The following is a 20987-nucleotide window of genomic DNA, read 5'->3' as shown; positions in this document are numbered from 1 at the left end:
CTGGTCAGGGCGTGTCCACCGCCGCCCTGGCGGCCCGTTCGACCTCGGCGAACCGGAACTGCCGCAACGCGGCACCGGGCTGCGCATTCGCGTGGCCCGACTCGGTCCCGGTGGCGCCGTCGAGATGCTCGCGCAGGATGTCGGCGTGTCCGGCGTGCCGGCTGGTCTCGGTGAGCACGTGCACCAGGACGTTGAACAACGTGACGTCCGGACGGGGCCACCAGGGCACGTAGCCCGGCGCCTCGACGGTGAGGGCGTCGATCGTCGCGTCGGAGTGCTCCGCGACCCGGCGGTAGCGGCCGATGATCTCCTCACGGGTCTCGTGCTCGCTCGCCCACATCGCCTCGGCCCAGAGCCGCTCGTCGTCCCACCGGCCCAGCGGCTCCGGGCAGGGGCGGTCGAAGACGTTGCCGAAGTACCGGTACTCGATGTTCGTGAGGTGCTTGACCAGCCCGAGGAGGCTCGTGCCCGAGCCGGTCAGAGGGCGGCGGACGTCGTATTCGGACAGCCCGTCGAGCTTCCAGACCAGCACCTCCCGGACATCACGCAGATCGCTGTGCAAGTACTCCTTGGCGAATTCATCGATCACGGGGACGCAGTCTGCCATCCACGGTCCGTGAGACCGACCCGGGCCCGACAGGCAGACGACGAACCGGCACTGCGGGACGGCAGGACCGAACGCTCCGCATCCGTCGGTCCGCTCTCCTGACGAACGAACAGAAGAATTCGACGGGGAAGCCCACCGCGCCGCCGGGCCGCTCGCCATGCTTGCCCTGCCTTCCGTGCTTGCCCTGGCCCTGCGCCGCGGTGTGGAGGCGGACGGCCGGCGCTCGGAAATCATCCGATCGGGTGAAATGGGCGACCGCCACACGCTGCGCGACCTCCTCGGCCACCCGGGCGTCCGGGCGTCCGCGACTACCTCGAACCCGGCCCAACGGCCGAGCTCGAACAGGCTCCCGCCGCCTGCGTACTGGGCTCCGTCAGCCTGCCCGAGCCCGTCCGCGGCTGGCTGGGGGACGCCCTCGACCGCGCCCGGAAGGTGCTCGAAACCTCCCTGTTCGACCCGGGCTCGCCCGGAGGTAATCCACTTGAACACCGCACTCGAACAGCACCATCATCGGAGGCCGCCAACCTCTAGGGGGTTCCTCAACTCGGTTCCACAGAAAGAAACTTGGATGCCGGATCGCCTTCTTCCAGCACACTCGCGCGCCCGCGCGCCGACCGTGTCCGGAGGAACCGCGGCGAGGACCGACGCCGGCCGGCGGGCTGCGTCCGCCCGAGAGATCAAGGAGTCAACCCTGTGATCGACTTCGACATGCTGACCGCCCTCGCCTTCCGCGAGGGCGCCGAACGGATCGGCGTCGGCGTGGTGGTCCGCGACACCCGCGGCCGGATCCTGATGATCCGCCGATCCGCGCACGACGTCCTGCCCGGCCTGTGGGAGTACCCGGGCAGCGGCCACGAGGCCGGCGAGCCCGTGGCGGCGGGCGCGGCGCGGGAGTTGGCGCAGGAGACCGGCCTGACCGACCTGGCGCTGGAGTACGTGCGGCACCAGGACTTCGCCGACCAGCGCGGCCTGCGAGTGCGGCAGTTCGTCTTCTCCACCGTCGTTCCCGAGGGCACCCCGGTCGTCCTCTCCGCCGACCACGACTCCCACCAGTGGGCTCCGGCGCACCGGCTGCCCACGACCAGCGACGCTCAGCGCGCGGTGATCGAGTGGCTTGCCGGCCGCCTGGCGATCCGGGGCCAGCACCTGGTCGACGGCCACCTGACCGCCATCGCCCGTCCCAACGCCTACGGCTGCCTTCTCGTCACCGACCCCGCCGGCCGCGTCCTCGGGATGCGCTCGACCATCGACCCGGACGTGTGGAACATGCCCGGCGGCAACGTCGAGCACGGCGAGAGCCCCTTCGACACCGCGCTGCGCGAGGCCCGGGATGAGCTGGGCCTGGACCTGGCCGCGGAGAACCCGCGGGTGCTCCGGCGGCGCCTGGTCGCCGTGATCCACACGCGGGCCAACGCCGACTACCCGGTCCCCGCCGCCGGCTACGTGTTCGACGGCGGCACGCTGACCGCCGAGCAGCAGGCCCGGATCCGGCTCGATCCGGCCGAGCACACCGAGTTCCGGTTCGAGACGGCCCACGACTGGCGCTCCCGGATGGCCCCCGCCCACTACCAGCGGCTCCGGCAGGTGCTGCGCGCCCACCGCTGCGGCGTCCCGCTCTACCTGGAGTGCCCGGCCCCGGACGGCGACGACTTCGAGGGCGTCCTGGTCTTCGTCACCGACCGCGCGGGTCGACTGCTGATGCACCTGCGCGAATGCGGGCCGGGCATGGCCTGGCCCGGCTACTGGACCCCGATCGGCGGCTGGCGCGAGGGGGACGAGAACGCCGAGGAGAGCGCGGTGCGCGAGGTCCTCGAGGAGGCCGGCATCGAGATCACCGGGCTGCGGACCCTCCCCGACCCGCACCACGACCTCGGCCTCCCCCTCACCCGCGTCCTGCACGCCCCCTGGGACGGCCCCGAGAGCGACCTGCGGCTCGGTGACGAGGGCCTGGCCGTACGCATGGTCCCCCTCAGCGAGGTGCTCGATCTGAAAGTCCCGCCCTACATGCACCACTACCTGCCGCTGCTCGCCGCGGCGGCCGGCCAGCCCGCCGGGGAGGCCTCGTGCCCCGGCCCGACCCCGCCCGCCGCCCAGCCAGCCCGGCGCCCCGCGCTGCCGGGGCGGACCCGGTGACGCTGGTCGTCGGCGCCCCCGCCGGGCAGCGGTTGGCGTGGGTGCGGGAGCGCGCACGGGCGCCGGCCCGCGCCCGCGAGGCCGGACCATCCGAAGCCGACGTCGGGTGCCGGCCCAGGCCACCCGCGCCGAGCCGCCACACGTCACCCCGGCCTGCTGCCACGACGACTTCCGGCCACGCAATCGGCTGGTGCGCGGCGAGCGCGGCGCCCTGGTGGGCGGCGTGCCGGGCGTGGGCCGCGATCGACTGCCCCGCGGCGCTACGCCGGGCCCCGGACCACCGCGGTGACGATCTCCTCGGCTGCGCCCGCACCGTCCTGGAACCGCCGCGCGGACCGGCGCCGGACACCGTGGAGTCCCCAAGTCCCCTTTGACCAAGCGTCCTTGGAGGTAGTGCTGTGGAGAGCCTGCGACAGGCGGTGGCCGTCATCGTCCACGACCGAAGTGGCGGCCGGGTCGCGACGGTCAACTACGCGACGAACAGCTGGAACACGACGCCGGTGTGGACGATCCCCGGTGGCAAGGTCGAGGCCGGCGAGCGTCTGGACGAGGCCGCCGCCCGTGAACTGGCGGAGGAGACGGGGCTGGTCGTCGACCCGCGCGACCTGCGGCTGGTCCACACGGTCCAGGTCCGCCAGGGCTGGGACGGCAAGGGCCCCTTCCTGCTGTCGGTGTTCCTCGCCACCGCCTGGCGGGGCGAGTTGACGAACACCGAGCCCGGAAAGCACCTCGCCGTGGTGTGGTCGCCAGAGGGCGGGCTGCCGCTGCCGATGTTCCCGAGCGCCCACGCCGCCCTGTCCGCCTACCTGTCCGGTGGCCGCGGGTTCTCCACCCACGGCTGGGCCGAGGGCGCCGACCCCCGCGACCTGGTCCAGGACTGAGGACTGGGGCTGAGGGCTGGGGCCCGAGGATGGCCGGCCGCCACCGACGCCCGCCCGAGCCGCGGCTGCCGCCCGACACCGGCTCCCGGCCGCGGGCCATCGCCGACCAGCAGCCCATCGTGGAGGAAGGCACCGCCACCTTCCCCGCCACCCGGACCCCGTACGTCTACCGCACCACGCACCGACCCGACGGCGGCACCGACCGGCACACCGCCTCCGCCCCGACCTCCCCCGACAACCACCCGCATGACCCACCGAACCCCGGAGGCAGTCCCGCATGACCGGATCCCCCGTACGCCCCGCCGGCCCCCAGGACGCCGACGAACTGCTGCGCCTGCGCGTCGCGGTACTCGACGGCGCCCAACTCACCCACGACTGGCGCACCACCTTCCGCGACGACATGCGCGAACGGCTCGGCACCGACCCGAACCTGCTCGCCTACGTCGTCCCCGCCGACGACGGCACACTGGCCTCCTGCGCCATCGGCATCGTCTACCGCGGCTACCGGGGCCCCACCCACCCCACCGGCCGGTGGGCCCGGATCCACACCGTCGCCACCGACCCCGCCCACCGACGCCGCGGGCACGCCCGCGCCGTCACCACCACCCTGGTCCAGGCACTGCGGCACTGCGGATGCGGATCGATCGAGCTGCGCGCCAGCGAGACCGGAGCCCCGCTCTACCGCGCCCTCGGATTCGACCCCGTCGACGGCTACATGACGCTGCGCCCCGGCTCGGAAAGCTGGACGCGGTGACCGCCTTCGACCTCGACGCCTACAACGAGCGGGCCCGCAACGGCCCCTGCTTCATCTGCTCCATGCTCGCCGGTGAGCCCGGGCATGAACACCGCATCGTCCTCGACGACGGCGTGCACGTCGCCTTCCTCGACCGCTACCCCACCCTGCCCGGCAAACTCCTCGTCGCCCCGCGCGCCCACGTCGAGGACACCGTCGGCGGCTTCACCGAGGACCAGTACCTCGCCCTGCAACTGGTCGTGCACCGGGTGGCGACCGCGCTCGCCTCGACCGTCCCCACCGAACGCCTCTACCTGCTGAGTCTGGGCAGCATGCAGGGCAACGCCCACGTCCACTGACACATCGCCGCCCTACCGCCCGGCACCCCCTACGAGCAGCAGCAGTTCCACGCGCTGATGGCCGAAGGCGCGGGCCTCCTGCCCGACGACCCCGACCGGACCGAACGCCTCGCCGCCGACCTGCGCACCCGGCTCGGCCACCCCTGCCGTCACGACCAGCGAGGAGCCTGACCATGGTCTTCGTCCCGCCCGAGCGGTTCGTCCCCACCCTGCCGCACGGCATCTCCTACGCCGGTGTCTTCCTCACCGACCGCCACGACCGGCCGCTCCTACTCACCTCCGTCCACCACCCCGGCGAATACCAGTACCCCGGCGGCCTCCTCGACGACGACGAGGACCCGTGGACATGCGCACTGCGCGAGACCGCCGAGGAGATCGGCTTCGTCCCCGCCGCCCTCGACGACGCCCCCCGCCTCCTGATGCTCTCCTTCACCCCGCCGGAACCACCATGGCCCTGGAAGATCGGCGTCACCTTCGACGGCGGCCGCCTCACCGACAAGGAACTCGAACGCATCACCCCCGACCCCGCCGAACACAGCGCTCACGCCGTCCGCACCGTCCAGGAATGGGAGCGTGTCGTCACCCCGCGCCGACTACGCACACTCCGCGCCTCGCTCACCGCCCGCCGCACCGGCGTCGCCCAGTACCTCGTCTCACAGCCCCGCCGGCCGGGCGAACCCGGATGACACCCCGCGCCCCGCCCCAACCACACCGTGGAGGAGGCCGCTTGAAGCCCCGCCCGTCCGAACCTGCGGCGTCCGCCCCCTGCCATCCGACCACGTCTCCGACAGTGAGCAGTTCCCGTCCGGCGGCCGGCCGCCCCCCGACCGGGGGTTCACCTCCCACGAGCAGACCATGCTCGGAATCAGCTTCTTCACAGCCACCCGCCGGATCCTCACCGGCCTCCACCTGCCCGATACCCGCCGGATGTTGTGGGACGGGGTCGATGCCGCGACCGCCGACCGGGACCAGTTGTTCGCCCCCTCCACCGTCCTCGAACAGAGCTTCCAGCAGTGGCCGCTCGCCCTGCGGGCCGACGTCCTGATCGGCCGACCCGAACGCAGCGACGACCCGGCCCTGCCCAAGCGCGCGGCCGACTACGCCGACCTGCACCCGATCATCGACGCCCAGGACAACGGCTGGGACACCCTCGCCGCCACCGCGGGCGCCGATCTCATCCACGTCCTGCACGAAGGCCGCCCCGCCGAACAGGGCACCCACGCGCAGCCGATGGCCGGCCCGAACAGCGGTCAACCGCTCCTCCTACCTCCTCCAGGCCCGCCAGTACGCCACCGAGATCCCCGACCAGCGGAACACAACCGCGTCCGCCGCCGATCCCGCCCGACCACGCACCCGAAACGGAGCAGCCGATGACCACCTGGGACGAGATGTCCGCCGCCGCAGGCGAAGTACGCGACCTCTACGACGAGATCAACCGGCGGAAGCTGGGCCGCACCTGGGACCTGTCCGACTTCGTCCTCGGTTTCACCGGCGACGTCGGCGACCTCGCGAAACTGGTCATGGCCCACCAGGGCCACCGCGCCGACGTGACCGCGAGCACCGGGGCCATCGGCCACGAACTGTCCGACTGCCTGTTCTCGCTCATGATCATCGCCCAGGAGACCGGCGTCGACCTCGCAGGCCGCTTCACCACCGACATGGCCGCACTCGCCGCCCGCCTCCGACCCGCGCAGCCGTCACCAGCCGCTCACCCCGCGCCCGCCGGACAAGGAGGACCTGCCATGCCACCCCTGCCGTCCCTGCTCGCCGTGCTCGCGCACCCGGACGACGAATCGCTCCTCGTCGGCGGCACCCTCGCCCGGCACGCCGCGTCCGGGGCCCGGACGGCCGTCGTCACCGCCACCTGGGCCGAGGACAGCCACCGCGCCGCCGAACTCGCCGACGCCCTGGACATCCTGGGCGCCGGCGAACCGAGGATGCTCGGCTACGCCGACGCCCGCGTCCCGCAATCCGCCCCCGGCCGGCCGCGGCTGTGCGACGCGCCCGTCGACCGCGTGGTCGAGGACATCGTGCGGCACATCCGCGCGATCAGGCCCGACATCGTGCTAACCCACGACGCCTACGGGCAACTGACCGGCCACCCGGACCACCGGCAGACCCACCGGGCGACCCTGCTGGCCATCGCCGCCTCCGGACTCGAACACCTCTACCCGGACGCCGGGGAACCCTGGCGGCCCGCCGCCGTCCACATGGCCACCCACCCCCACTCGGCGATCGCCGACCTCGGGCCACTCCTGAGCCGGGTCGGCAAATCCGTACTGAGCGTCCCGGACACCCTGGCCGACGTGACATGCGACGTACGCCAGTGGCTGGACCAGAAGTGGGCCGCGATCACGGCCCACCACAGCCAGGTCGACGGAGAGCGCCCACTCCCCGGAATCCTGGCCCGCCTGCCCGAGGACATCAGGTACCGGATCCTCGGAACCGAGCACTACACGTCACTCACCACGCCGCCCCGACACTCCCCGGCTCCCAACGGGACCGACCCGACCGCTGTCGAAGGACTTCCCGCCCTTGTGGGCGCACGGCCCCCGCAGCGAACCGGCTACGAGTTCGCGAGCAAAATGTCGTGATGGCCACGCGGCACGGTGAGCCAGCGCAGCCACACCGGTGGCATCTATGGCTGGAACTCATCTGAGAGGGCGTTCAGTGTGGGCTAATTGCCCTTTATCTCCTAGCAGGTTCCTCGCCAGGCTGGTGTGTGCTCGGCGCCGTACTCCTCGAACCGCTCCGCCTCGGTGAACCCCGGCTCCGCCGCAAGGCACATCGAGCGATCGTTGGCGATCTGGGTGCAGAGCACCATCGGCGCGCCAGGAAGCGCGCCAGCGAACCAGTCGAGTGCCGCCGCGCACTGGACGCTCTGCGTCGCGCCGATCGAGCGTGACCATGGCGATCATCGCTCCGTCGAGATCGATCACGAAAAGGCCAGGGCGCCGCCCGGGCGCCTCAGGCACCGCGCGTTCGAGCTCATCACGCGATCGGGAGCCACCGAGGTAGGTGCCCACCTCTGGCGAAGCGAACAACTCGATGAACGCCGACCGGTCCCGGGCCTCAGACTCGCGCAGCACGAGCCGCTCGGTCCTGATTGGGGCCGGGGGGCGGCGGGTCCAGGCTCGGTCATGGCGGGACACGGGCGATGGACGGCTGGTAGAACCACATGTTCCGTCCCATTTCACCTCCCCCCGGGCACCTCGCTGACGGGGATGGGCAAGACGCGGCGAGTGCGAGGGCTTACGAAATCCCAAGCTGCGTTGCCGTCGAAAGCGGTTCGGGTGAAGTCATTCCAGCTCGCCTTGTCGGTGGGACGCGATGTGATGCAGGGTCGTCGAGCTTCCAGCCCTGTGAGTATGGCCGCGGAGGGCCCCGCAGCCCGGACGATACGATCTTCACCGCACGCACACTTGTGCGACGAAGTTCCGTAGAGAAGCAGGTCCATGCCTCACCCGTTCGTCATCGTCACCATCCTCGTCCTCCTCATCAGGTTGGGCCTCTGGCTGAACAAGCACCGCAAGGCCACCGCGGGCCACGATGCGCCCGCAACGGGCTTGGTGCCGCGCGCCGAACTGGTCGAAGTGGGCAGCGAACCCGCCGACCCGGCGGCACGGGCCGCGCTGGGTGCGGCCAAGGCGGGGGACTGGCGACCCGCGGCGGCCTACCTCTCCGACGGCGACGGCGACTGGAGCACCCGCAACGCCCGGATGAACCCGTTCGGCGACCTCGCGGCCACCGACGACACCTGGCTCTGGCAGTGGCGCAAGGAGCAGCCGGACAGCCCCGAGGCCGCCCAGGTGCATACCGACGCCCTGGTCAAGCGGGCGTGGGAGATCCGCACCGGGAAGTACGCCTCCGAGGTGACCCGCGAGCAGGCCATGGGCTTTCACCAGGTGCTCCAGGAGGCAGCGGAGGTGTCGTACGAGGCGATCCGACTCGCCCCGGCCGGGAACCCGAACGCCTGGGTGGTGCAGCAGTCCATCGCGATGGGCCAGGGCTGGTCGCACGAGCGCTACCGCGCGCTGTGGTCGGAGATCGTGGCCCGCGAGCCCCACCACCACGGCGCGCACGTCGCCGCGCTGCAGTACTGGTGCGAGAAGTGGCGCGGCAGCAACGAGTTGATGCACGAGTTCGCGGACAAGGCGATCGCCGGAGCGCCGGCGGGCAGCCTGCTGACGGTGCTGAAGCTGCGGGCGTACTGGGAGCAGGTCCTGCGCGACAAGTCCGCGGCCTCGCTCTACCGTTGCGCCGAGTACACGGCCGCCCTGGACGCGGCCCTGGCCGACCTGGCGGCCGCCGATCCTGCCCACCCCGGCATCGTCCCGGCCCGTGGCTGGATCGCCCACGGCCTGATCGAGAACGGCCGCCCGGCGCAGGCCCTGAACCTCTTCCGCGGGATGGGCCGGGAGATCGCCGGCCCATGGATCTACTACGGGAACCCGGCCGCCGTCTTCGACGCCGCCCGTTCCAAGGCCGCCCGCGCGGCGGCCTGACACGGTCGCACCAGCTGCTCGCGGGGGCAGGTCCGACAGTAGCGATCGGCGGGCGAGGGGTGGAACTGCTCTGGTGGCGGGCCCTGATGACGCGGCACTGGTGCGAGCTCTCCGCAGACGGGGCGGGATGGCAGGTCCGCGTCTCCATCTGGGCCTCGCTACGGCGGGACGCGGTCCGGCACTCGGCCGAGCAGAACTTCCGCAGCCCGCGCCGGCTCCGACGGCGTCGAGCGCGACTTCCGCATCGTCGAAGGCATCGACTGACCGAGGTCCGGTCGGATCCTCGCTGAAGATCCACCATCCTGATCTCCGCCGGTGCGGCGGGGTTCGCGGGTGCTCGTGCTGGTCGTGCTGGTCGTGGGCGGCCGTCTTCGGTCTTGATCGCCTGTCAGCGGTCGAGTTCGAGGTTCGCCAGGACGGGCAGGGCGCGGAGCAGGCTGGTGGCGCGGGCGGGGCTCGTACTGAGTTCGGTGAGGATGCGCCAGGTCGGAGAGTCGCAGCCCGTCACGCGCCCGTGGGTCAGCCTTCGTCAGGGCGGGTCGATGTGGTCCGGCGGTCCAGCTCGACGCGAGTGTGCGCTGGTGGTCCCCGGTCAGCGGCGGCCGGTGGCCAGGATGACGAGAAACTGGCCGCCGCCCGCCTCGATGTCGGCGGTCACCGGCAGCCCCGGCGCCAGTCGGGAGAACCGGTCCACCAGCCAGTCCGCCGCTTCCCGGGCGTCCTGCCTGGTCGGACAACGGCCCACCATCTCGCGGCCGCCCTTGCGCTCCAGCCTCGCGGCAACGGTGATCAGCGGCGCGGGTTCGGCCACGTACAGGCGGTCCGGCCAGGCGATGACCACCTTGACCGCGCCCTTGCGGCTGTTGCACCCGCGGTGCGCGAGCCGCTCGGCGACCTTGGCCTTCCGGTCGGCGGTCCGGCTGTCGACGCTGGGCCCCCTGGGATCGTTCACCGACTTGTCGGGGTCGACCGGTTCGTCGCACACCCAGCATCGCCAGCCGTCGCGCTTGGCCACATCATCGAGGAGACTCACCCGGACAAACTAGCCTGCCCGGCCGCCACCCCGCGCACCAGGGCCTCTGCACCCAGGTGAGCGGTGGTGCACGTCGTTCCCGAACAACGTGAGAACGATCAGGAATCTGCGGCCACCACCCGACTGTGCCGGCCTCTGGACGAAGGTCGGAGGAGCGGCGGTCCCCCACCCCCGTTGACCGGTTGCCCGAGCTGCAGCGTCACGCGGCTGCATCGTCTGGCGGGTACCTGACATTCCCTGACTGTTCATCCGTCATCTCCACTGCCCCGAAGCTCTTCAGGGAAGGCCTCAGGTGGTCCGGTGCGGTGACATCCCGCACGCGCACCGGCGCGACGGAGAGGGTAGGGCTGATGTCCGGAACAACCCGACGGAGGCTGCTGGGATCGGCGGCCGGCGCGATGGGAGCGGCAGCGGCGATGAGCCTGCTGCCACCGAGTGTCCAGCGAGCGGTAGCGACGGGCGTGCCGAAGGCCGGTTCGCTGCGGGACGTCGAGCACGTGGTCCTGCTGATGCAGGAGAACCGGTCCTTCGACCACTACTTCGGCACGCTGGCCGGTGTCCGCGGCTTCGCGGACCCGAACGCGTTGCGGCTGGACAACGGGCGCTCGGTGTTCTACCAGCCCGACAGCGTCAACCCGGACGGCTACCTGCTGCCGTTCCACCTGGACACCCGCACCACGAGCGCGCAGGCGATCCCGTCCACCAGCCACTCCTGGTCGGTGCAGCACCGGGCCTGGAACGGCGGGAAGATGGACCGGTGGCTGCCCGCGCACCGGTCCGCCGACGGCGTCAACGGCCCGTACGTGATGGGGTACTACACCCGGGAGGACATCCCCTTCCAGTTCGCCCTGGCCGAGTCGTTCACCATCTGCGACAACTACTTCTGCTCGGTCCAGGGACCGACCTGGCCCAACCGGCTGTACTGGATGACGGGTTCGATCGGAGCCGACGGTGGCCAGGGCGGCCCGATCATCAAGAACTCGGCGCCCGCGCCGCTGACCTGGAAGACCTACCCCGAACAGCTGGAGGCGGCCGGCGTCAGCTGGCAGGTCTACCAGGAAGCCGACAACTACGGCACCAACATGCTCTCGCTCTTCAAGAACTTCCAGCAGGCCGCGCCCGGCAGCGCACTGCACCGCAAGGGCATGACGGCCCGGCCGGCCGGCACCTTCGAGGACGACGCGCGCAACAACCGGCTGCCCGCCGTCTCCTGGATCCTGCCGACCAGCTACCAGTCCGAGCACCCGGACTACCTGCCCGCCGCCGGTGCCGACTACGTCGCCTCCAAGATCGAGGCCGTCGCGTCGAACCCCGAGGTCTGGGCGAAGACGGTGTTCATCCTCAACTACGACGAGAACGACGGGCTGTTCGACCACGTGCCGCCACCGGTGCCCCCGGCCGGCACGCCGGGCGAGTTCGTCGGCGGCCTGCCGATCGGCGGCGGCTTCCGAGTGCCGTGCATCATCATCTCGCCCTGGACGACGGGCGGCTGGGCCGCCGGCGAGGCCTTCGACCACACCTCGGTGCTGCAGTTCCTGGAACGGTTCACCGGAGTCCGGTCGGCCACCGTCACCGACTGGCGGCGCAACACCTTCGGGGACCTGACCTCGGCCTTCCAGTTCAACGGCGGCGTGAGCAGGGCCCCGGCGCTGCCCCCGACCGCCGAGCAGCTCGAACTGGCCAAGTACGAGGTGTCGAACTATCCGGCGCCCGCCCTTCCGGGCGCGGGCCAACGGTTCCCCACCCAGGAGCCCGGCGACCGGCCGCACCTGCCCCGGTAACGCCCATCAGCACTCGGCGGCCTTCGGCCAGGGCCCGGGCCGAAGGCCGCTGCAGGAGCAGCAGCCACACGGCGGATCGCGACAGCCACCGGATGACGACCAGGGCTCGACGGAGCTGATCCCACAGAATGTCCGTTAACGGGTCCTTCGACCGTGCCGGAGCGGTAAGTTGACGGCTGCCGACTAGGGAAAGAAGCACCGACGTGACCATCGACCAGGCTGCCCTCGGCAGCGCCGTGAAGGCGGTCGCCGCCGCCGCACATGCCGATGACCCCGCTGCGCTGTACCGCGCCGTGATGCCGCCGACGGGCACGGACACTTCTCCGGCCGAGGCCGCCAACTGGTTCGGGACGCTCCTCATTCACCTGGCGCTCACTGCGGCGAGCGCGTCGCGGTTGGAACGGGACTGCCCTCGGGAGACCGTCTCGGAATGGATCGGAGAGGCACTGGGCCCGCTGCCCACCCCGGCCCTGCTGCGCGCCGCGGACCCCGGCCACATCGACCACGTCGAGGCGGTCCGCGCCGCAGAGGACTACTCCCAGTGCCGCGAGTACGCTGTCGACCTGATCCGGATCGGCCTGACCGACCCGGATGAAGCACCGGACGCGCGAGGCGTCGACGCCCACTGCACGGTGACGAACGACAAGGACGCGCGGATCACCGTGATGGCGATGCTCGGCCGCCTCGCCGCCGATCCTGGCAAGCGAGGTTGACGGCGCCTCCCCCTTCCGGGTGAGCGGAGTCAGCGGGCGGGAGGATCGGCTTCCACCCGCTGCCGGCGCCCCCGCTTCGCCGTCGGCCCGTCGAGCGGTGTCCGGGGAATTCCGTCCGGTCCGGCACCGTCCGGTCCGGCACCGTTCGGTCCGACGAGTTCGTCGCAGGGGCGGTCGAAGAGGGCGCGGGCCTCGCGGTCGAGCTCTTCGGTGTCGCGGTGGGGCTAGCCACAGGACGGATACGCCTGCTGGCCGGGCTGTGGCACGGGGGTGAGCGTGCGTAGCGTCGGCGGCATGAAATCCACCTACGTCGCGGGCATGTTACGGACCGGGCTTCGCCGGCTGAGCGTCGGGACGGTCCTGGCCGTCCTGGCTGCCGCGACCGTGTCGACGGGAGCCGCCTCGGCGGACACGGGGCAGCGAAGCGATCGCGGGCGGCTGGTTTCCGTTCAGCGGACGACCACCCTGGCCGCGAAGGAGGACGTCGCCGCGGCGCTGGCGGCCGCCGGGTACGACGTGGGTACAGTCCGGTTCGGAGTGGACGCCTACCGGCTGGTGTACCGCACCGTGGACCCCGGCGGCCGGCCGATCAGCGCCAGCGGGCTGCTGGTGCTGCCCCGTGGCGGCGAACACGAGTTGCGGGCGGTGTCGTTCACCCACGGCACGACCAGTTACCGGTACGACGCCCCGTCCTCCACGACCAAGACCGGGTTCGCGTCCTCACCCGCCATCACGTACGCGTCCGCCGGGTTCGCCGCCGTCGCCCCGGACTACATCGGTCTGGGCTCCGGCCCCGGGCTCCACCCCTGGATGGACGTGCCGTCGGAGGCCACCGCCTCGCTGGACATGCTCCGGGCAGCCCGCGCCTTCGTCCCGCGTGCGGGCCGGGTACTGGGACACGACGTGCTGGTCACCGGGTTCTCCCAGGGCGCCTCGGCGGCGATGGGGCTCGCACGGGCGCTCCAGGCCGGCGACGACCGGTGGTTCCGGCTCCAAGCCGTCGCGCCGGTCAGCGGCGCCTACGACTTCCGGCGTGCCGAGCTGCCGGCGCTGCTCGACGGCTCTCTCGACCGGAAATCAGGTGTGCTGTACTCGGCATACCTCCTCGTCGCCTGGAACCGGCTGCACCATCTCTACGACTCCCCCGACGAGGTCTTCCAGGCCCCGTACGACAGCACGGTCGAGGCGCTGTTCGACGGTTCACACACCGGCCCGCAACTCTTCGCCGGCACACCCGACACCATCGACGCACTGCTCACCCCACCCGGCTTCGAGCTGCTGCGCCACCCAACCGGCCGACTGGCCAGGGCACTTCGGGTGGCCGACAGCACCTGCGACTGGGCACCACGCGTCCCGGTCCGCCTGTACACGGCCGACGCGGACGAGCAGGCGGCCAATGCCAACACCGACCACTGCGAGGCCACGCTGCGATCGCACGGCGTGAACGCGGCGGTCGTCGACCTCGGCACCCCCGACTTCGCGGGTTCCAGACACCTCGGCTCCAACGTCGCCGGCACCGCCGCCATCGTGCGCTGGTTCGGCCGACTGCACTGAGAACCCGCCGGCCCCGGCCGCACCGACCGTGCCGATCGGACAGTTCTCCCGGCTGGTGTGACCAGGCAATACGCGACGAAGCCGAAGCGTGGGACGTGACGGAAATGTGTTCGCCAGCGGGGGGTACCGTTGCTATACGATCACCCGGCCGACCGTCGCGAAGCCGCGACGAGCTCATCCGTGTTTCAGATCCCGGGGTACCGTTGAAGATCCGTCATTCGCTCGCTGCCGTCCTCCTCGCCGCGGCCGCCGCGCCCGTCGCCGTGGGCGCCGCCCCGGCGTTCGCCGACACCGTCCCGACGGGGCAGGAGCAGACCGACCCGGCCGAGACCAAGGCGGACGAGGAGAACCGGGCAGCGATCGAGAGGCTGCTCGTCTACCCGAACGACTACCTGCTCACGGCTCCGAGCGACTACCTGCGCGAGCACGCGGGCCAGGCCCTCGCCGGCACCCCCGCGGACCGGGCGCGCTTCCTCGCGGTGGAGGCGGACAGGATCCGCCGGGACGACGCGCGGATCGCGATCCTGCGGACCATGAACGCCGCCGGCCCGGCCGTCAAGAAGGCCGCCAACACCGCGTTCGGCTCGAACGACCTCGACGTGTTCCGCGCCTACCTGAACATCGGCCAGTACACGGCCCGGGCCGAGGACGAGAACCGCGCCAAGCTGCAGCAGCTCCTCGACGACCCGAACACCGGACCGGGTGTGCGCGAGGGCGCCCAGGCGGCACTGGCGGGAACCGCCGCGGAGGTCGAGCGCTTCCTCGACACGGGGCTGAAGACGGCCGCCGAGCACGACGACCGGGTCCTGCTCAGCCAGATCATGTCCCGCGGCGGCCCCGCGGTGAAGAAGGCCGCCAACGCCGCGATGTCCGGCACCATCCAGGACGTCCGCGCCTTCCTGAAGACCGGCCAGTACGTCGCCCGGGCGGAGGACGAGAACCGCGCCAAGGTCCAGGACGTCCTCGCCGACGCGGGCACCGGCCGCCACGTCCGGGAGGCGGCCGAGAAGGCGCTCGCCGGCAGCGCGGCGGACGTCGAGAACTTCCTGAAGACGCAGCTGGAGCCGCTGCGGGCGAGCGATGACCGGATCCACGTCTCGCAGCTCGTCGAGGCCGGGGGGCCCGAGGTCCGCAAGGCCGGCCTCGCCGCGCTCGACGGCGGCATCGCGGACGTCCGGGCCTTCCTGAAGGAGGGCCAGTTCACCGCCCGGGCCAAGGACGAGGCCGCCGCGAAGACCACTGCCGAGACCGCCAAGGACACCTCGCGGGGCGGCTCCGGCACCACCCAGGCGGTCACCACCGTGGCCTCCGACGCCACGGTCGCCCCCGCCTCGGCCGCCGGCGGCACGACGACCACCGCGACGACGACCACCGCCACCACGGACGGCCGGAGCGCCGCCGGCGGCTCGCTGGCCGCCACCGGCACGACCGCCCCGCTCGGGCAGCTCGGCGCCGCCGCCGGCGCGGCCGTCGTGCTGGGCGCCGGCGCGGTCGTCGCCTCCCGCCGCCGCTCGCAGGCCTGATCACCCTCCTCCGCCGGCCGGCCCACACCTCACGCCGGCCGGCGGAGCGCTCCCTCCACACGCGGGGCCGACGGCGGCGCCGAGCTGCTGGGCCGCGGCGTCCTCGGCCCTGCTCGTCAGGTGGTGCCGCTCACGCGCGGGCCCCCGACGAGGCCGCCGGAACACCGGTGCTACTTCTGCCAGCCGATGGTCTCGGGCAGCGGGCTGTAGAAGATGGCGGCACCGACGTTGGCGAGGCCCTTCCTGATGCCGTAGGTGGAGGGACCGCTGTAGAGCGGCAGGAGGGCGTACTGCTGGAGGGCCTTCTGCTCGACCTTGTTGACGGCCTCGATCTGCTGCCCGAGGTCGGCGATCTCGCCGGTGGCGCGGATCTCCTTGTCCAGCTCGGGAGTGCCGGTTCCGGTGATGTTGGAGTCACGGTCCGAGCAGTAGAAGTCGCACAGGTACCGCGCGCCGAAGGGGTCCGCCGAGCGGTTGCCGGAGATGAACAGGTCGAAGCGGCGGTCGCTGAGCACCTTGGAGAAGTCGTTCTCGGAGACCTTGTTGACGTTCACCTTCACGCCGACGCCCTTGAGCATCGCGGTGAGCGCTCCGGCGATGGCCTTCTCGATGGGCTCGTCGCCGAGCATGGTGTAGCCGAGCTCGAGTTGCTTGCCGTCCTTGGCGCGGATGCCGTCGGCTCCGGGCTTCCAGCCGGCCGCGTCCAGGGTCTTCCGCGCCTCCTGCGGGTCGTACTTCAGGACAGCGGCGACGTTGTCCTGGTAGCCCTGCTGGAAGCTGTAGAGCACCGCCGAGCCGGGCAGCGGCTCCGTGTAGTCGAGGCCCTGGAACCGGATCTTCGCTATCTGCGGACGGTCGATGCTCTCCTGCACCGCCTTGCGGACCTGGACGTCACCGAGGAACGGGGACTTGGCATTGAGGTACAGCGCGTACTCGAAGGGGCTGCCGCCGCTGCGGATCTCGGCGTCCTTGACCGTCTTCACCTGCTTGAGGTTCTCCGCGGTCCCAACGGGGGCGTAGTCGAGTTCGCCGTTCTTGAAGGCGTTGACCGAGGCGGTGTTCTCCAGGTTGACGTAGCCGCGCTTGTCCAACTTGCCAGGCCGGCCCCACCAGTTGGGGTTGCGCACGAAGGTGATGTTGCCGGAGTGCTCGTCCCAGGTGCCCACGGTGTACGGTCCGGTGCCCCATTCGGGGTGGGCCGTCTTGACGTACGCCTTGTTGAAGTTGTCGACGGTGGCGGCCTGGGGGTGCAGGAAGGTGGTGAACAGCGCGGACCAGGCGGCGTTGACGCCCTTGAAGGCGATGACCGCCTGCTTGTCGTCGGCGCCCCGGGTGACGGAGGTGATGCGGTCGTAGCCGTCGGTGGAGGCGGCCGCGTAGTCCTTGTCCGAGCCGTTGTCGGCCTTCCAGGTCGCCTCGATGGCCCGCCAGTCGATGGGGGTGCCGTCGTTGAAGACGGCCTTGGGGTTGAGGGTGATGACGACCTTCTGGTCGCCGCCCTCGACCGAGACCTTCACATCGCTGTAGTAGTCCGGGTTGTACTGGACCTCGCCGGTGGGCGAGTAGGTGATGGCGTGGGCGTTGTACCAGGACCAGATCCGCGAGGCGTTCAGGGTGCCGTTGACGTTGAAGGGGTTGCCCTGCTCGTCGAAGGTGCCCGCGGTGGTGTAGGTGCCGCCGTCCTTGATGTTCTCGTACGGCTGGGGGTTGTAGTCGGTGACCGAGGACGCGGCCTTGGCGGCGTTCTCGGCGTTCGGCCCGGAGGACCCACCGGCGGAGGACGACGATGAGGAGGTCGAGGAGGAGCACGCGGTGGCGGCGACCAGGACGGCCGCGGCGAGCGCGAGGGGCGGGGCGAGCTTCCGACGCATGGGATGTCCTTGGTGGGAATCGGCGAGAAGGGGGTGGGACGGGGGTGGGACGGGACGGGTGTCAGGCCGCGTGGCAGGCGTACTGGTGGTCGGAGCCGTCCGGGGCGGCAACGGTCGCCGGCCGCTCGGTGCGGCAGCGGGTCCGTACGCTCTCGTCGGCCTCCCGGTACAGCGGGCAGCGGTCGACGAACACGCAGCCTTCCGGCAGCCGGGTGGCACTGGGCTGCTCGCCCGCGAGGACGATGCGCTCGCGGTGGCGCTCGCGCTCCGGGTCGGGCACCGGAATCGCCGACAGCAGGGCCTGGGTGTACGGGTGCCGGGGCCGGGCGAAGATCTCCTCGGTGGCACCGGACTCGACGATGTGCCCGAGGTACATCACCGCGATGCGGTCGGAGACGTAGCGCACCACGGCCAGGTCGTGGGCCACCACCAGGTACGCCAGGCCCAGTTCGTGCTTCAGCCGGGCGAGCAGGTTGATGATCTCGGCCTGCACGGAGACGTCCAGCGCGGACAGCGGTTCGTCCAGGACCAGGAGTTTCGGCTCGCGGGCCAGGGCGCGGGCGATGCCGACCCGCTGGCGCTGGCCGCCGGACAGGGCGGCGGGGAAGCGGTCGCCCATGGCGCGGTCCAGGCCCACCAGGTCCAGAAGACGGGTGACCCTGGACCGGATGGCCGTCCGGTCGACACCGGCGGCCTGGAGCGGTTCGGCCAGCAGGTCGAAGACGGTCAGGCGGGGGTCCAGGGCGTCCGTCGGGTCCTGGAGGACGATCTGGACGTCGCGCCGCAGCTCGCGCACCTGGGCCGCCGACCGCAGCGTGGCGACGTCGGTGCCGGCCACTTCGATGCGGCCGCCCTCGGGGGCGCGCAGCCGCAGCACCTCGCGCAGCGTGGTGGTCTTGCCGCTGCCGGACTCCCCCACCAGGCCCAGGGTCTCGCCCGCGCGCAGTTCGAAGCTGACGTGGTTGACCGCGTGCAGGGTTCCCACCCGCCGCTTGAGGAGGGCCCCCTTGGTGACGGGGAAGGTCTTGACCAGGTCCTCCACGCGCAGGACCACCTCGCCGGCGGTCCGGGCTCCGGCGCGGGACGGTGGCACGGCATCGGCGCGCCCGGCCGGGTCGAGGGTTCCGTCGGCGATCTCCTGCGCGCGGTGGCAGGCGACGCGGCCGTGCTGCCCGCCCGGTGCGGTCAAGTCCGGTACGGTCAGGTCCCGCTCGGTCAGGTCCGGTGCGGTCAGGTCCGGTTCGGTCAGGCCCCGCTCGGCCAAGTCCGGTGCGGTCAGGTCCGGTTCGGTCAGGCCCCGCTCGGCCAAGTCCGGTGCGGTCAGGTCCGGTTCGGTGGTCCGGCACACGTCCAGGGCCACCGCGCAGCGGGGCGCGAAGGGGCAGCCGCCGGGCAGGCCGACCAGGGAGGGCGGCTCGCCGCCGACCGGGATCAGGGGCCGTTCGACGCCGCTGTCCACGGTGGGGACGCTGGCCAGCAGCCGGGCGGTGTAGGGCATCGTGGGGCGGCGGAAGAGCTCGTCGACGCTCGCGTGCTCGACGATCCGCCCGGCGTACATGACGGCGACCTCGTCGGCGTGGCCCGCCACCACGCCCAGGTCGTGGGTGATCAGGACGAGGCCGGCGCCGGTCTCGCGCTGGGCCAGGCGCAGCACGTCGAGGATCTGCGCCTGGACGGTGACGTCGAGCGCCGTGGTGGGCTCGTCGGCGACGAGGACCGAGGGCTTGTTGGCGATGGCCAGGGCGATGACGACGCGTTGGCGCATGCCGCCGGAGAACTCGTGCGGGAACGACTTGGCGCGTTCGCGCGGATCGGGGATGCCGACCAGGTCGAGCAGTTCCACCGCCTGCTCCCACGCGTCCTTCTTCGACAGTTCCCGGTGCACGCGCAGGGCCTGGGAGAGCAGCCGGCCGACGCTGAAGATGGGCGTGAGCGCGGACATCGGGTCCTGGAAGACCATGCCGATGTCCTTGCCGCGCACCTGGGAGAGGCCCTTGTCGTCCATCGCCGCCAGGTCGCGGCCACCCAGGAGGATCCGGCCGCCGAGGCGCGCGGTGGGCGGCAGCAGGCCCATGACGGCGAGGGCGGTGGCGGACTTGCCGGAGCCGGACTCGCCGACGATGCCCAGGGTGCGCCCGGGCAGCAGGTCGAAGCCGATGCCGCGCACGGCCTCCACCGGTCCGGCCTCGGAGGGAAAGGAGACACTCAGGTCGCGTACGGACAGGACGGGTGCGGGCTCGGTGGTCCCGGCCGGGGAGCCGGCCACGGGCCCGGTGCGGCGGGCGGGTGCGAGGGTCATCGTCGGCCTCCTGCCGCGCCGGTGGTGGACGTGGGGTCGAGGGCGTCGCGCAGGCCGTCGCCGACGAAGGTCATCGAGACGGTGAGCAGGACGGTCAGCCCGGCGGGGAAGGCGAAGAGCCATGGGGCGCTGGTGATGGTGCCCACGCCGTCGGCGAGCATCGTGCCCAGGGACACGTCCGGGGTCTGCACGCCGAAGCCCAGGATGGACAGGGCGGTCTCGCTGAGCACGGTGGAGACCACGCCCAGGGTGAGGTTGACGATGAGCAGGGAGCCCAGGTTCGGGATGATGTGGCGCATCACGATGCGCAGGGGGCGCACGCCCATGTACTCCGCGGCGCGCACGTAGTCGCGCTCACGCAGGGACGTGGACACCGACCAGACCACGCGCGCGGTGGACATCCAGCCGAACACCGTCAGCACGAGGATGAGGACCCGCCAGTCGCCCGCCAGCCGGTGCGAGACCAGGGCGAGGATGAGGAAGGAGGGCACGATCAGCAGGAAGTGGATGACGGCGAGGGTGGCCTTCTCCACCCGGCCCCCGAAGTAGGCCGCGCCCGCGCCCACGACCGCGGCGATGGCGACGGTCAGCACGGACACGCTCACCGCGATCACCAGCGAGCGCTGGAGGCCGTGCACGGCGGCGGCATAGACGTCGTTGCCGCCCTGGTTGGTGCCGAACCAGTGCTCGGCGCCGGGGGCCTGGGTCAGTGCCGAGAAGTCGGCGTCCGCGTAGCCGTACGGGGTGAACAGGTCGCCGAGCGCGCTGAACAGCACGAGCAGCAGGAAGATCACCACGCCGGCGACGGCGATCCGGTTGCGCAGGAAGCGCCGCAGGTAGAGACGGCGCCGGCCCAGGTAGTGCCCGTCGCGCCCGTCGCGCCCGTCGCGCCCGTCGTGCCCATCAGGCACGTCATGCACGGTGGGCCCGGCCTGCCCGGTGGGCGGCGGATCGGCGGCTCGCGCGGGTGCGATGGCGAGTGCGCCTTCGGAGCT

The 20987-nt window shown here is 71.9% G+C and carries 18 protein-coding genes and 1 pseudogene; 13 read left to right on the top strand and 6 right to left on the bottom strand.

Going from position 1 to position 20987, the window contains the following annotated elements; translation table 11 throughout:
- Positions 1-4 precede the first annotated feature (4 nt).
- On the bottom strand, positions 5-589 hold the full coding sequence (locus ACIQVZ_RS28900) for a DinB family protein (RefSeq protein WP_402453874.1): 585 nt from the start codon (positions 587-589) through the stop codon (positions 5-7).
- Positions 590-1300: 711 nt separating this feature from the next.
- Between ACIQVZ_RS28900 and ACIQVZ_RS28895 the strand changes: the two genes are divergently transcribed.
- The 8 genes from ACIQVZ_RS28895 to ACIQVZ_RS28860 all read left to right on the top strand — a co-directional run bounded on the left by ACIQVZ_RS28895 (position 1301) and on the right by ACIQVZ_RS28860 (position 7307).
- Complete coding sequence (locus ACIQVZ_RS28895) at positions 1301-2740, top strand: NUDIX domain-containing protein (protein WP_402453872.1); 1440 nt, start codon at positions 1301-1303, stop codon at positions 2738-2740.
- Positions 2741-3138: 398 nt separating this feature from the next.
- Entirely contained in the window at positions 3139-3621 is a 483-nt protein-coding gene (locus ACIQVZ_RS28890; RefSeq protein WP_402453871.1) for an NUDIX domain-containing protein, read from the top strand.
- Between the two features lie 29 nt (positions 3622-3650).
- Positions 3651-3902, top strand: coding sequence for a hypothetical protein (locus tag ACIQVZ_RS28885; protein ID WP_402453869.1), 252 nt, complete (start codon positions 3651-3653; stop codon positions 3900-3902).
- Positions 3899-4375, top strand: a complete 477-nt coding sequence (locus ACIQVZ_RS28880) for a GNAT family N-acetyltransferase (protein WP_402453867.1) — start codon at positions 3899-3901, stop codon at positions 4373-4375. Before ACIQVZ_RS28885 ends, ACIQVZ_RS28880 begins: the two co-directional genes overlap by 4 nt.
- Positions 4372-4713 carry an HIT family protein gene (locus ACIQVZ_RS28875; RefSeq protein WP_402453866.1) on the top strand — a complete coding sequence of 114 codons (342 nt, stop codon included), beginning with the start codon at positions 4372-4374 and terminating at the stop codon, positions 4711-4713. The genes ACIQVZ_RS28880 and ACIQVZ_RS28875 overlap by 4 nt, the downstream gene beginning before the upstream one ends.
- Positions 4714-4886: 173 nt before the next feature.
- Entirely contained in the window at positions 4887-5399 is a 513-nt protein-coding gene (locus ACIQVZ_RS28870; protein ID WP_350878586.1) for an NUDIX domain-containing protein, read from the top strand.
- 169 nt (positions 5400-5568) lie between these two features.
- The gene (locus ACIQVZ_RS28865) at positions 5569-6087 is read left to right on the top strand and encodes a hypothetical protein (RefSeq protein ID WP_402453864.1); all 519 of its coding nucleotides are present in this window, start codon (positions 5569-5571) and stop codon (positions 6085-6087) included.
- Between the two features lie 368 nt (positions 6088-6455).
- Positions 6456-7307 carry a PIG-L deacetylase family protein gene (locus ACIQVZ_RS28860; protein WP_402454015.1) on the top strand — a complete coding sequence of 284 codons (852 nt, stop codon included), beginning with the start codon at positions 6456-6458 and terminating at the stop codon, positions 7305-7307.
- Between the two features lie 101 nt (positions 7308-7408).
- On the opposite strand, the pseudogene ACIQVZ_RS28855 reads toward ACIQVZ_RS28860, so the two are convergent.
- Positions 7409-7865 (bottom strand): annotated as a pseudogene (locus tag ACIQVZ_RS28855) (GNAT family N-acetyltransferase).
- Between the two features lie 303 nt (positions 7866-8168).
- Here ACIQVZ_RS28855 and ACIQVZ_RS28850 point away from each other — a divergent pair.
- The gene (locus tag ACIQVZ_RS28850) at positions 8169-9218 is read left to right on the top strand and encodes a hypothetical protein (protein WP_402453861.1); all 1050 of its coding nucleotides are present in this window, start codon (positions 8169-8171) and stop codon (positions 9216-9218) included.
- A gap of 592 nt (positions 9219-9810) precedes the next feature.
- On the opposite strand, the gene ACIQVZ_RS28845 is transcribed toward ACIQVZ_RS28850, so the two are convergent.
- Positions 9811-10251 (bottom strand): hypothetical protein, encoded by a 441-nt coding sequence (locus ACIQVZ_RS28845; protein WP_350878593.1) that lies wholly within the window; start codon positions 10249-10251, stop codon positions 9811-9813.
- Between the two features lie 350 nt (positions 10252-10601).
- On the opposite strand from ACIQVZ_RS28845, the gene ACIQVZ_RS28840 reads away from it, so the two are divergent.
- The 4 genes from ACIQVZ_RS28840 (at position 10602) to ACIQVZ_RS28825 (ending at position 15822) form a co-directional block, all read left to right on the top strand.
- Positions 10602-12032, top strand: a complete 1431-nt coding sequence (locus ACIQVZ_RS28840; protein WP_402453860.1) for an alkaline phosphatase family protein — start codon at positions 10602-10604, stop codon at positions 12030-12032.
- 203 nt (positions 12033-12235) lie between these two features.
- Positions 12236-12745 carry a hypothetical protein gene (locus ACIQVZ_RS28835; RefSeq protein WP_350878597.1) on the top strand — a complete coding sequence of 170 codons (510 nt, stop codon included), beginning with the start codon at positions 12236-12238 and terminating at the stop codon, positions 12743-12745.
- Between the two features lie 294 nt (positions 12746-13039).
- Entirely contained in the window at positions 13040-14299 is a 1260-nt protein-coding gene (locus ACIQVZ_RS28830) for a lipase (protein ID WP_402453857.1), read from the top strand.
- Between the two features lie 203 nt (positions 14300-14502).
- Positions 14503-15822 carry an ALF repeat-containing protein gene (locus ACIQVZ_RS28825; protein WP_402453855.1) on the top strand — a complete coding sequence of 440 codons (1320 nt, stop codon included), beginning with the start codon at positions 14503-14505 and terminating at the stop codon, positions 15820-15822.
- Positions 15823-15992: 170 nt separating this feature from the next.
- Here ACIQVZ_RS28825 and ACIQVZ_RS28820 read toward each other — a convergent pair whose 3' ends face one another.
- From ACIQVZ_RS28820 to ACIQVZ_RS28810, 3 genes are all read right to left on the bottom strand, one after another.
- Complete coding sequence (locus ACIQVZ_RS28820) at positions 15993-17693, bottom strand: ABC transporter family substrate-binding protein (protein WP_402453853.1); 1701 nt, start codon at positions 17691-17693, stop codon at positions 15993-15995.
- Between the two features lie 61 nt (positions 17694-17754).
- Complete coding sequence (locus ACIQVZ_RS28815; protein ID WP_402453851.1) at positions 17755-19992, bottom strand: dipeptide ABC transporter ATP-binding protein; 2238 nt, start codon at positions 19990-19992, stop codon at positions 17755-17757.
- Complete coding sequence (locus ACIQVZ_RS28810) at positions 19989-20903, bottom strand: ABC transporter permease (protein WP_402453850.1); 915 nt, start codon at positions 20901-20903, stop codon at positions 19989-19991. The genes ACIQVZ_RS28815 and ACIQVZ_RS28810 overlap by 4 nt, the downstream gene beginning before the upstream one ends.
- Positions 20904-20987 lie beyond the last annotated feature (84 nt).

The organism is Kitasatospora sp. NPDC098663, from assembly GCF_044760075.1.
Lineage (GTDB): Bacteria > Actinomycetota > Actinomycetes > Streptomycetales > Streptomycetaceae > Kitasatospora.
Note: the sequence above shows the minus strand (reverse complement) of the source record. Positions and strands in the feature narration are given on the sequence as shown.